Here is a 13,283-nt window from a genome sequence, read left to right as displayed (position 1 = left end):
CGGTAGTGGGGCAAATGCGACACTCTCACTTCGAATTTAAAGTAAAACTAATACGGTGCTGTCTACTTGACTGTCAATTATTTGATACTTCAACACTAGTCTATATCAGCGCTTGACCAGAGCATTCTCTTAGTCAAGGATGCAGCCGCGATAGTGCCTAATATTCTGTTAATAAGGAAATGAAATGTTACTTCCCGTGGTAGGTGTCGTGATAGGGCTGGTACTGCTGATTTGGAGTGCGGAAAAGTTCGTGGACGGTGCCGCTGCAACGTCACGCTGGCTGGGCTTGTCTCCTTTACTGATCGGCATGCTGGTCATCGGTTTTGGTACCTCTGCTCCTGAAATGATGGTGTCAGTGCTGGCGGCGCTACAAGGCAATCCGGGCCTGGCGGTGGGCAATGCCTATGGTTCCAATATTGCCAATATTGGCCTTGTGCTGGGTTTTGTAGCGCTGATTGCTCCTTTGGCCGTGCACTCCAGCGTGATTCGTAAAGAGATGCCGATACTGGTACTGGTAACGCTGATCACGGGTGTCATGCTGTGGGATGGCTGGGTGACGCGTTGGGAAGCGGCCATTTTGCTAGTCGTACTGGCCGTGTTTATTACCGTAAGTATTATTCGCTCAAAAAAACAGTCAACTGATGACCCCTTGATTAACGATGTGGCTGACTCGCTGGACAGCAAGCCAATGTCACGTGGCAAAGCCATCATGTGGACGCTTATTGGTTTGGTACTGCTGATTGTCAGCTCACGCCTGTTGGTGTGGGGCGCCGTGGAAATCGCCCAGCACTTTGGTGTGAGCGATCTGATTATCGGGCTGACCGTTGTCGCGGTAGGTACCTCCTTGCCAGAACTGGCATCGTCTATTAGCGCGCTTCGTCGCAAAGAGCACGATATGGTGCTGGGTAACGTGGTGGGTTCTAACCTGTTCAATAGCCTGGCAGTGGTAGGGCTTGCTGGGGTTATTGCACCCATTGAGGCTGGCCGTGAAGTCTTGGTGCGTGATTGGAGCATCATGACCTGCATGACACTTCTAATGATTCTGTTCGCGTTTTCCTGGCGCGGTCGGCCTCGTCGCATTAACCGTTTAGAGGGTGGCGTGTTATTTACCCTGTTTATTGCTTATACCGGCTATATGGTCAGTATTGTTGTTTTATCTTGATAAATTGCGATGTTATTTGACGTGCGTCAATGAGACACGTTTTGAGAAAAGTGGAGCAATGTATAGTGAGTATCAAGGCAGTAAGATGGCAACATAAGTAAAGAATAAGCTTAGGGCTTATAACTAAAATGCGGTGCCTATGAGGCGCGACTAAGCTTGTAATAACCATGAACAGGATATTAATTCAGGTCTTAGGAGCGTGTAATGGAACTCGATCCCTTGGTGCTGTCGCGAATTCAATTCGCGTTCGTCGTCTCTTTCCATGCAATCTTCCCGGTGTTTACCATCGGGTTGGCCTCTTACATAGCCTTGCTACAAGGGCTATTTTTCAAAACGCAAAACCCTGCCTGGGATCGTTTGGCGCTGTTTTGGACGAAAGTGTTTGCGGTGGTCTTCGGGATGGGGGTTGTGTCGGGGGTCGTCATGTCCTTTCAGTTCGGGACTAACTGGAGCAACTTCTCCTTAGCAGCCTCTAACTTTATAGGCCCAGTGCTAAGTTATGAAGTGGTCACGGCGTTCTTTCTTGAAGCAGCCTTTCTGGGCATATTACTTTTTGGTCGTGGAAAAGTCCCTCAAGGCATCCATTTAATGGCAGCGACGATAGTGGCGATCGGTACGTTTATTTCAGCTTTCTGGATATTGTCAGCAAACAGCTGGATGCATACACCGGCAGGTGTTGAGCTTATTGATAACCGCTTCCACGTGACTTCCTGGCGCGAGGCAATCTTTAATCCCTCTTTCCCTTATCGCTTCTCCCACATGGCCATCGCTTCCTTTATTACCGGTGGGTTTGTGGTGGCTGGGGTGAGCTCTTGGTTTTTACTACGTGGCCGCGACCCGGAAGCCAATCGGCGGGCGCTTTCAATGTGTTTGTGGCTACTACTGTTTCTGACGCCTCTCCAGGCGGTGGTAGGTGACTTTCATGGCGTAAATACTCTTGAGTACCAGCCTACCAAAGTGGCTGCAATAGAAGGACATTGGGAGACAGCTACCAACGTACCATTACTACTATTTGCTTTACCTGATCAAGAGGCCCAGGAGAACCGGTTTGCAGTTGGAATTCCAAACCTTGCAAGCCTGATTCTTACCCACTCGATTGATGGTGAAATTCCGGGCATTAGCGAAGCGCCCCCTGAAGAGCAGCCACCGGTCATGATTGTCTTCTGGGCATTCCGGGTGATGGTGGGGATTGGTCTATTGATGATTGCCACTGCCTTCACTGGCTTGATACTGCGCCGTAAAGGTCGCATCTACGAGAGCCGGTTATTTCTTAAAACACTAGTTGGCATGATTTCATTGCCGTTTATTGCGGTGCTAGCCGGTTGGATTGTGACCGAGTCGGGGCGGGCGCCATGGCTGGTATACGGCATTATGTCCCACGCTGATGGTATTACCCCTTCGCTGACTGGGTGGATGGCGTTGTTCACTTTGATTGGTTATGTATTGGTTTATGCTGTTATCTTTTACGCCGGTGTCTATTACCTAACCCGGGTTGTTCGTAACGGTATGCTGCCTGAGCATGAGCATGCGTCAGTTGATAGGGATGCCGATCGTCCTAAGCGGCCTCTTTCTGCTGCCCATACCCCTTTTGATGATGACGTCGATCCGGTGAGGAGCTAATCATGGAAACGTTTGATCTATCGATTATTTGGGCTGTCATTATCGGGTTCAGCGTTATTATGTATGTGCTGATGGATGGTTTTGACTTAGGCTTAGGTATTCTTTTTCCTTTTGCGCCCGATGAAGATGCTCGCGATGTCATGATGAACTCTGTGGCGCCGGTATGGGACGGTAACGAAACATGGCTAGTCTTAGGTGGGGCAGGCTTGTTGGCGGCTTTTCCGTTAGTTTACTCGATTTTCTTACCAGCACTGTATATCGGCGTTTTCTTAATGTTGGCCGGGCTTATTTTTCGGGGCGTTGCATTTGAACTTCGATTTAAGTCACGTCGTAACCGCCACTGGTGGAACCGGGCGTTTTCCTGGGGCTCTGCGATCGCTGCTTTTGCACAAGGTGTTGTGGTCGGTGCTTATATTCACGGCTTTCAAACCGAAGATTTTGTTTATACTGGTGGTGCCTTTGATTGGTTAACCCCATTTACGGTGGTGACGGGGTTAGGGCTAATGGCGGGTTATGCGCTTTTGGGCTCTACATGGCTGATTCTTAAGTCAGAAGGTCATATTCAGGATTGGGCTTATAAAATCACTCCCATGTTGCTGGGCATTGTGCTCGTGGTCTTCGCGATCGTCAGTATCTGGACGCCTTTTGTGAATCAGTTCGTCTGGGAGCGCTGGTTCGGTAATCTTCGCTTGATCTGGATTTTTCCTGCGATGGCGCTTTTCTTTGCCTTCCTGGTCTTCCGGTCGGTGAAGCAGCGCCGTGAGAGCTATCCCTTTCTCGCCACAATCGGCATCTACGTATTTACTTATCTGGGCTTGATTGTAAGTCAATGGCCCATGATTGTCCCGCCCAACTACACGTTGTGGGATGCGGCGTCAGCGCCTGAGTCGCAGCTTTTCCTACTGATCGGTGTGCTGTTTGTTATCCCTGTGATCCTTGTTTATACCGCATGGACCTACTGGGTGTTTCGCGGCAAGGTGCGTGTAGGGGAGGGGTATCATTAAGTCAGGGACAGCAAGATGACGGAGCAGTCGTTAACCGCTCGCTCCTGGTTAAAAACGCTAGCAACTTTAGAGCGGCGAAGATTATATCTCGCCGCTTTTCTTGGCGTTTTGGCAGGTGTGCAGACAGTTATCATCGTAGTGGGCGTGGCGTGGCTGGTAGAGCAACTGGTTGTTTTTCATCAAACGCCTCATCAGTTGGTTAGCGTGTTGGCCCTGCTGGCGCTTTGTGTCATAGGGCGTGGCATATGTCAGTGGGGGCAGGAGATTATTAGCCTGGAAGCAAGCTTGCGCATACGCCGCTATGCGCGTCGCCAAATGCTAGATAAGTTCTGGGCGCTCGGCCCAGTATGGCTCGCTTATCACCAAAGCGGCGCCTTGGCGACCCAGGCCGTTGAGAATATCGAAGCGCTCGACGGCTACTTTTCGCGTTTTTATACGCAGCTACGGATTGTTTCACTTTTGCCGCTGCTGATTCTATGCGTGGTGCTCAAACTTGATTATCTGGTGGCGATCTTTTTATTGATTTCCGCACCGATCATTCCTCTCTTTATGGCACTGGTAGGTATGGGGGCGGAGCGCGTCAATCGCGATCAGTTTGCAGCGGTAGCTCGGCTTTCTGCACATTTTCTTGATCGTGTTCGTGGGATGGCGACACTCCAGCTTTTTGGAAGAACACAAAGTGCCCACAAAGACGTGTGGTGGGCGACCGATGACTATCGGCAATTAAGTATGCGCACCTTGCGCCTGGCGTTTTTATCCTCTGCCGTACTGGAGTTTTTTGCCTCGGTGGCGATTGCCGTCGTGGCAATGTACGTCGGTTTTGGCCTGCTTGGGTATATTGACTATGGGCCTGCGGCTTCATTAACGCTTTTCTCAGGGTTGGCGGTCTTGCTACTGGCGCCTGAGTTTTTTCAGCCTTTAAGAACCCTTTCCCAGCATTATCATGATCGCGCCACAGCGCTCGGGGCGGCGGAAAGTCTGGTGACAATTCTTAATGAATCAAGCATACAAAGGCACGCGGTTATTGAGCCTTCAAATGAAAGCATTATCGCTGTATTGAAAGATGTCTCTGTCGAGTATGCAACCCGCGGCCAAGTGCTGGGGCCTGTGAATTTAACAGTGCAGAAGGGCGATATAATTGCCATTAGCGGCCCTTCAGGAAGCGGTAAATCGACGCTTCTAGCGCTCCTGGCCGGTTTTTTAAGCCCTTCTAATGGAGTGCTTGAGCTAATGTCACCGCGTTACGCTTGGCTAGACCAGCAGCCAGCTCTGCTGCATGGAAGCTTGGCAGATAACTTGCGCTTGGCTAACCCGGAGGCCGATACAGCAGCAATGCAGTGGGCGCTTGATCAGGCAGGGCTGGAGGCGTTGCTTTCCCAATTGCCTGATGGCATGGAAACGCTAATCGGCGAGCGCGGGATAGGCTTGTCGGGTGGTCAGGCCCAGCGCTTGGCTTTGGCGCGTATTTATTTGAGTGAGGCCAATTTTATTTTGTTGGATGAGCCTACCGCCAGCCTGGATAGAGACACTGAAAAAGTGGTTGTCCGGGCAATGCTTGAATGGGCGGCCCAGGGGCGCACATTGATCATGGCAACTCATCATCCTGCGGCTATCAGCGCAGCGAAGAGGCATCTTGATCTGCGGGCAGGCAGGTTAGAAGAGGTGCGCCATGAAGCATGAAGCGCGCTCTTCAGTAAAAATGTTTTCTCAGACCCTTGATGCGTTGTCGCCGTGGATAGCTCTGATGGTGAAACGGCGCCGACGTTTTTTAGTAGGTGCGCTGCTGATTTGGCTGACACTTGCCGCGGGCCTTTCACTGCTAGGACTTTCCGGCTGGTTTATCACGGCGTGTGCCTTGGCTGGTATCGCCTTGCTTCTGGGTATACCGTCAAGGCTTGATGTATATGTACCGGGGGGCGGAATACGTTTTTTTGCCCTTTTACGTACGGTCGCTCGCTATATAGAGCGCCTTTATAACCATGATACGGTGCTTCGTCTTTTGGCTGATTTGCGGTATCGAGTCTTTGGTCAGCTGATGCAGCTGGATGAAGCCGAGCTACGTCGACATCGTGCCAGTGACTGGCTGGGGCGCTTAACTGCTGATATTGATGCACTAGATAACCTGTATCTCCGCTTGTTGATGCCTCCAGTTGTTAGCTTGCTCGTTATTGTGGGGGTTAGCCTCTTCATCGCGATCTGGCTGCCTGGGATCGCGCTGGTGTCAGGGGGCATACTGTTTATTCTCTGGATAGGGCTTACCTATGGAGTGGGCCGTTTGGGATTTGCGGCTAGCCATCGGCAGGTAGCCGATCAGGAAGTCTTGCGGCGTTTCGTGGTTGATCAATTGCAAGCGTCGGCTGAACTTATCGCTTATCGCAGTGCTGCCTGGCATCGACTGCAAGTTGAGTCGCATGAAGAAGCGGCACTGAATAATCAACGCCGGTTAGGCAAATGCGTAGCACTAGGTAATAGCCTTATCAGTGTAGTCGCCGGGCTTTTGTTGTTAGGAGTGGTATGGGGGGGCGGTCTTTTAGTGGCCGAAGGTACGCTGGCCGGGCCAATTCTGGTTATGGCGTTGCTCACTCTGCTGGGTGTTAACGAGGTGTTTGTGCAGCTTCCCGGTGCGTTTGCACGCGTGGGGGGGAGTGTTGCTGCAGCCGAGCGGTTAAATGGGCTTGGGTCAGCAGCACCCTTGCTGAAGGAGCAAGCATTGCCACCGCAAGAACTCGATATTGTGGTGCAGGCGGTAACGCATCGCTATTCTTCAAGTATGATGCCTGCCCTTGAAAACGTCACTTTTCAGTTGGCTGCTGGCGAGAAGGCCATTATTACGGGCCACTCGGGTGCAGGTAAAAGCACGCTCGCAGCGCTTTTAACCGGGCGGCTTGTGGCCTCTCAGGGCGAGGTGAATGTAGGCGGCTGTTTGCCTGCCGCCGTATCCGAAAAGCAGCGCTCGCAACGCATTGTATTGCTGACCCAGCAAGTGGATTTGTTTGATGCTTCGCTGGAAGACAACTTGCGGCTTGGCAACCCGGATGCAAGCGAGGAAGCACTTTGGGAGGTGCTTGAAGCAGTAGCACTCGATACGTGGGTGAAATCTTTACCACACAAGCTGGAAACGCCGGTCGGTGAGCGGGGGCAGCAGCTTTCCGGAGGTCAGGTCAGGCGAGTTGCGCTAGCCAGGCTTCTCTTGATGGATCCATCGGTGGTTATCCTGGATGAGCCATTTGCAGCTATTGATCAAGCGACGGTTAACACGGTAGCTAATACGCTTTCGCACTGGCTTGAAGGGCGCACCACGATTTTTTTTATGCACCATGGTTCAAGTTTGTTAACACAGCAGGTAAAACATCACTGGCACTTAAGTGCTGGAAAGCTAGGGCCAGGGAATTAATGCGCTAACACTGAGCGCTAAGGATAAGTTATGCAGGATTTTTTACGTAGTCTCCCCAAGGTTGAGCTTCATCTACATATTGAGGGCTCTCTGGAGCCCGAGCTCATGTTTGAGCTGGCAGAGCGCAATGGTATTGAATTGCCCTACCTATCGGTTGACGAAGCCAAGGCAGCTTATCAGTTTAAGGATCTACAGGGGTTCTTGAATCTCTATTACCAAGGCATGAGCGTTCTTTGTCTTGAGCAGGACTTTTATGACCTGGCCATGGACTATTTCAAGCGCGCAAGCAGGGAAGGCGTTGTACATATCGATATGCATTTTGACCCTCAGGCGCATCTGCAGCGCGGCGTTTCATTGGATGTGGTCATGTCTGGGTTGCTGCGTGCTAAGCAAGAGGCTGAGCAATCATTAGATTTAAGCGTCGGAATGATCATGGCCTTTTTACGCGACCGGCCTGCCGAAGAAGCGCTTCAGGTGTTAGAGCAGGCTGCGCCTTACTGGGATAAGCTTGATGCAATTGGCTTGGATAGTGCCGAGCGCGATCACCCGCCGTCAAAATTTGTTGCACTCTTTGAGCGTGCCAAAGAGCTGGGCTTGGCGCGGGTAGCTCATGCGGGGGAAGAGGGGCCTGCTTCTTATATTATTGAGGCATTGGACTTACTTGATGTATGTCGTATAGACCATGGTATTCGCTGTCTGGAAAGTGACGACGTGGTAGAGCGTCTTTATCAGCAGCAAACGGTGCTGACCGTATGCCCGCTTTCCAACGTAAGTTTGAAAGTTGTTGATGAGCTAGCCAGCCATCCGCTGCCTGCACTTCTGGATAAAGGGCTTAATGTGACGATTAGCTCTGACGACCCCGCTTACTTTGGCGGTGGGCTTTTGGACAATCATATCGCCTGTGCTCAAGCATTTGGTTGGGATGAAGAAGCTTTCCAGGCACTTAACCGTAATGCTATGAAAGAGGCGTTTACCTCCGAACCAAGGCGTCAGGAGTTGTTGGCGCGCCTTGATGCAATTGAATGCTGAATTTGCTGACTACTAGTGGTCAGGTGCTAGGCGTTTTGCAAGGCTGCGCTAGTGCTTAAAAGTAATGGTAGAAAGTTGTTGACCCATCAAAAAAATTGGGTAGAATACGCCCCACATCGAACGGGCAGCGCCCTCCGATAGCTCTTTAACAATTTGATCAGGTAATTCATGTGGGCGTTTGCCGATGAGGGTGACAAGTCACCAAATATCAAGGCAGACGACTCATCAGATACTCTTCGGAGTATCAAGACTGAATTCGTTTGAACCTTGAGCCAAGTTTGATCCGCTTTTGTTGCCTTCGGGTGACGAGTAAGGATCACAATGATTTTAAACTGAAGAGTTTGATCATGGCTCAGATTGAACGCTGGCGGCAGGCTTAACACATGCAAGTCGAGCGGTAACAGGTCTAGCTTGCTAGACGCTGACGAGCGGCGGACGGGTGAGTAATGCATAGGAATCTGCCCGATAGTGGGGGATAACCTGGGGAAACCCAGGCTAATACCGCATACGTCCTACGGGAGAAAGGGGGCTCCGGCTCCCGCTATCGGATGAGCCTATGTCGGATTAGCTAGTTGGTGGGGTAATGGCCCACCAAGGCGACGATCCGTAGCTGGTCTGAGAGGATGATCAGCCACATCGGGACTGAGACACGGCCCGAACTCCTACGGGAGGCAGCAGTGGGGAATATTGGACAATGGGGGCAACCCTGATCCAGCCATGCCGCGTGTGTGAAGAAGGCCTTAGGGTTGTAAAGCACTTTCAGCGAGGAAGAACGCCTGGCGGTTAATACCCGCCAGGAAAGACATCACTCGCAGAAGAAGCACCGGCTAACTCCGTGCCAGCAGCCGCGGTAATACGGAGGGTGCAAGCGTTAATCGGAATTACTGGGCGTAAAGCGCGCGTAGGTGGCTTGATAAGCCGGTTGTGAAAGCCCCGGGCTCAACCTGGGAACGGCATCCGGAACTGTCAAGCTAGAGTACAGGAGAGGAAGGTAGAATTCCCGGTGTAGCGGTGAAATGCGTAGAGATCGGGAGGAATACCAGTGGCGAAGGCGGCCTTCTGGACTGATACTGACACTGAGGTGCGAAAGCGTGGGTAGCAAACAGGATTAGATACCCTGGTAGTCCACGCCGTAAACGATGTCGACCAGCCGTTGGGTGCCTAGCGCACTTTGTGGCGAAGTTAACGCGATAAGTCGACCGCCTGGGGAGTACGGCCGCAAGGTTAAAACTCAAATGAATTGACGGGGGCCCGCACAAGCGGTGGAGCATGTGGTTTAATTCGATGCAACGCGAAGAACCTTACCTACCCTTGACATCTACAGAACCTGGAAGAGATTCCGGGGTGCCTTCGGGAACTGTAAGACAGGTGCTGCATGGCTGTCGTCAGCTCGTGTTGTGAAATGTTGGGTTAAGTCCCGTAACGAGCGCAACCCTTGTCCTTATTTGCCAGCACGTAATGGTGGGAACTCTAAGGAGACTGCCGGTGACAAACCGGAGGAAGGTGGGGACGACGTCAAGTCATCATGGCCCTTACGGGTAGGGCTACACACGTGCTACAATGGCCGGTACAAAGGGTTGCGAACTCGCGAGAGTAAGCCAATCCCAGAAAGCCGGTCTCAGTCCGGATCGGAGTCTGCAACTCGACTCCGTGAAGTCGGAATCGCTAGTAATCGTGAATCAGAATGTCACGGTGAATACGTTCCCGGGCCTTGTACACACCGCCCGTCACACCATGGGAGTGGACTGCACCAGAAGTGGTTAGCCTAACGCAAGAGGGCGATCACCACGGTGTGGTTCATGACTGGGGTGAAGTCGTAACAAGGTAGCCGTAGGGGAACCTGCGGCTGGATCACCTCCTTAAACGATGCGTCCCCCTCGCGGCAAGCGCTCACAATGAATTACCTGATCAGAATGCTGTTGATGGGCAGTGATAAGCCAGACGCCTTTGGCGTTGTCTTATCACTGCGTATAGCAGTCGCTCTTTAACAATGTATATCATGCTGACAATATCGAATGACGATATGAAGACAACCACCGTTACCGGTTGCTGTTTTTATAACCTCATCTCGATATGCAATTGTTTTGTGATACGTCTCAAGCGTATCCGGCAATCGTTGTCATTGCGAGATTCCAGACTCCTTCGGGTTATAGGGTCAAGCAATGAAGCGCACACGGTGGATGCCTAGGCAGCCAGAGGCGATGAAAGACGTGGTAGCCTGCGATAAGGTTCGGTGAGGTGGCAACAACCTGTGACCCGGACATCTCTGAATGGGGAAACCCACTGACCATAAGGTCAGTATCATGCACTGAATACATAGGTGTATGAGGCGAACCAGGGGAACTGAAACATCTAAGTACCCTGAGGAAAAGAAATCAACCGAGATTCCCCTAGTAGCGGCGAGCGAACGGGGACCAGCCCTTAAGCATGTGACTGATTAGACGAACGCGTTGGGAAGCGCGGCCGTAGCGGGTGATAGCCCCGTAGTCGAAAATCTGATCATGTGAAATCGAGTAGGTCGGGGCACGAGAAACCTTGACTGAAGACGGGGGGACCATCCTCCAAGGCTAAATACTCCTGGCTGACCGATAGTGAACCAGTACCGTGAGGGAAAGGCGAAAAGAACCCCGGAGAGGGGAGTGAAATAGATCCTGAAACCGTGTGCGTACAAGCAGTAGGAGCAGACTTGTTCTGTGACTGCGTACCTTTTGTATAATGGGTCAGCGACTTATATTCAGTGGCGAGGTTAACCGTTTAGGGGAGCCGTAGGGAAACCGAGTCTTAACTGGGCGACACAGTCGCTGGATATAGACCCGAAACCGAGCGATCTATCCATGAGCAGGGTGAAGGTTGAGTAACATCAACTGGAGGCCCGAACCAGGATCTGTTGAAAAAGATTTGGATGACTTGTGGATCGGAGTGAAAGGCTAATCAAGCTCGGAGATAGCTGGTTCTCCTCGAAAGCTATTTAGGTAGCGCCTCACGTATTACCGCCGGGGGTAGAGCACTGTTTCGGCTAGGGGGTCATCCCGACTTACCAACCCGAGGCAAACTCCGAATACCGGTGAGTATCAGCGTGGGAGACACACGGCGGGTGCTAACGTCCGTCGTGAAAAGGGAAACAACCCAGACCGTCAGCTAAGGTCCCCAAATCCTGGTTAAGTGGGAAACGATGTGGGAAGGCTCAGACAGCTAGGAGGTTGGCTTAGAAGCAGCCATCCTTTAAAGAAAGCGTAATAGCTCACTAGTCGAGTCGGCCTGCGCGGAAGATGTAACGGGGCTAAACCAGGTACCGAAGCTACGGGTTCATCCTATGGATGAGCGGTAGAGGAGCGTCGTGTAAGCCGATGAAGGTGGATTGAGAAGCCTGCTGGAGGTATCACGAGTGCGAATGCTGACATGAGTAACGATAAAGGGAGTGAAAAACTCCCTCGCCGGAAGACCAAGGTTTTCTGTTCGATGCTAATCAGAGCAGAGTGAGTCGGCCCCTAAGGCGAGGCGGAAACGCGTAGTCGATGGGAAACGGGCTAATATTCCCGTACCGGACATAATTGCGATGGGGGGACGGAGAAGGCTAGGTGAGCCAGGCGTTGGTTGTCCTGGTGAAAGTCAGTAGGCTTGAATCTTAGGTAAATCCGGGATTCTTCAAGGCCGAGAGACGAGACGAAGACACCACGGTGTCGAAGTCATTGATGCCACGCTTCCAGGAAAAGCCTCTAAGCTTCAGATTATGTGCGACCGTACCCCAAACCGACACAGGTGGTCAGGGTGAGAATCCCAAGGCGCTTGAGAGAACTCGGGTGAAGGAACTAGGCAAAATGGTGCCGTAACTTCGGGAGAAGGCACGCCGGCGTAGGGTGATGGAACTTGCTTCCTAAGCCCGAACCGGTCGAAGATACCAGGTGGCTGCAACTGTTTAGTAAAAACACAGCACTCTGCTAACGCGCAAGCGGACGTATAGGGTGTGACGCCTGCCCGGTGCCGGAAGGTTAAGTGATGGTGTTAGGCCTCGGCCGAAGCTCTTGATCGAAGCCCCGGTAAACGGCGGCCGTAACTATAACGGTCCTAAGGTAGCGAAATTCCTTGTCGGGTAAGTTCCGACCTGCACGAATGGCGTAATGATGGCCACGCTGTCTCCACCCGAGACTCAGTGAAATTGAAATCGCCGTGAAGATGCGGTGTACCCGCGGCTAGACGGAAAGACCCCGTGAACCTTTACTATAGCTTCACACTGGACGCTGATGTTGCCTGTGTAGGATAGCTGGGAGGCTTTGAACTTCGGACGCCAGTTCGAAGGGAGCCAACCTTGAAATACCAGCCTGGCATCATTGGCGTTCTCACTCAGGTCCGTTATCCGGATCGAGGACAGTGTGTGGTGGGTAGTTTGACTGGGGCGGTCTCCTCCCAAAGAGTAACGGAGGAGCACGAAGGTACCCTCAGCACGGTCGGACATCGTGCAGTGAGTGCAAGAGCATAAGGGTGCTTGACTGCGAGACAGACACGTCGAGCAGGTGCGAAAGCAGGTTCTAGTGATCCGGTGGTTCTGTATGGAAGGGCCATCGCTCAACGGATAAAAGGTACTCCGGGGATAACAGGCTGATACCGCCCAAGAGTTCACATCGACGGCGGTGTTTGGCACCTCGATGTCGGCTCATCACATCCTGGGGCTGAAGTCGGTCCCAAGGGTATGGCTGTTCGCCATTTAAAGTGGTACGCGAGCTGGGTTTAGAACGTCGTGAGACAGTTCGGTCCCTATCTGCCGTGGGCGTTGGATGTTTGAGAAGAGCTGCTCCTAGTACGAGAGGACCGGAGTGGACGACCCTCTGGTGTTCCGGTTGTCACGCCAGTGGCATTGCCGGGTAGCTATGGTCGGACGGGATAACCGCTGAAAGCATCTAAGCGGGAAGCCCCCTTCAAGATGAGACATCCCTGAGGCCTAGAGCCTCCTGAAGGGCCCAGCGAGACCAGCTGGTTGATAGGCACGGTGTGGACGCACTGCAAGGTGTTGAGCTAACGTGTACTAATGGCCCGTGAGGCTTGACCCTATAACACCCAAGGGGTCTGGTCGCAGTGA

The 13,283-nt window shown here is 52.2% G+C and carries 6 protein-coding genes and 2 rRNA genes; all 8 read left to right on the top strand.

Annotated elements, in window-relative coordinates:
- Window positions 1-184: 184 nt before the first annotated feature.
- Entirely contained in the window at window positions 185-1,162 is a 978-nt protein-coding gene (locus ELY38_RS12310; protein ID WP_127062584.1) for a calcium/sodium antiporter, read from the top strand.
- A 204-nt stretch (window positions 1,163-1,366) separates the two neighbouring features.
- Entirely contained in the window at window positions 1,367-2,782 is a 1,416-nt protein-coding gene (locus ELY38_RS12305; protein WP_127062583.1) for a cytochrome ubiquinol oxidase subunit I, read from the top strand.
- 2 nt (window positions 2,783-2,784) lie between these two features.
- The gene (gene cydB / locus ELY38_RS12300; RefSeq protein WP_127062582.1) at window positions 2,785-3,786 is read left to right on the top strand and encodes a cytochrome d ubiquinol oxidase subunit II; all 1,002 of its coding nucleotides are present in this window, start codon (window positions 2,785-2,787) and stop codon (window positions 3,784-3,786) included.
- 15 nt (window positions 3,787-3,801) lie between these two features.
- Window positions 3,802-5,466, top strand: a complete 1,665-nt coding sequence (cydD, locus tag ELY38_RS12295; protein ID WP_127062581.1) for a thiol reductant ABC exporter subunit CydD — start codon at window positions 3,802-3,804, stop codon at window positions 5,464-5,466.
- Window positions 5,456-7,180, top strand: a complete 1,725-nt coding sequence (cydC, locus tag ELY38_RS12290) for a thiol reductant ABC exporter subunit CydC (protein WP_127062580.1) — start codon at window positions 5,456-5,458, stop codon at window positions 7,178-7,180. Before cydD ends, cydC begins: the two co-directional genes overlap by 11 nt.
- Window positions 7,181-7,210: 30 nt before the next feature.
- On the top strand, window positions 7,211-8,209 hold the full coding sequence (locus tag ELY38_RS12285; RefSeq protein ID WP_127062579.1) for an adenosine deaminase: 999 nt from the start codon (window positions 7,211-7,213) through the stop codon (window positions 8,207-8,209).
- Between the two features lie 329 nt (window positions 8,210-8,538).
- Window positions 8,539-10,071 (top strand): 16S ribosomal RNA (locus ELY38_RS12280).
- Window positions 10,072-10,362: 291 nt separating this feature from the next.
- Window positions 10,363-13,254, top strand: a 23S ribosomal RNA gene (locus ELY38_RS12275).
- Together the 16S and 23S rRNA genes form the textbook arrangement of a ribosomal RNA operon.
- Window positions 13,255-13,283 lie beyond the last annotated feature (29 nt).

Origin of the sequence: Vreelandella nanhaiensis, assembly GCF_003990185.1 — a bacterium.
Classification (GTDB): Bacteria; Pseudomonadota; Gammaproteobacteria; order Pseudomonadales; family Halomonadaceae; genus Vreelandella; species Vreelandella nanhaiensis.
This window is presented reverse-complemented; position numbering and strand designations above follow the sequence as displayed.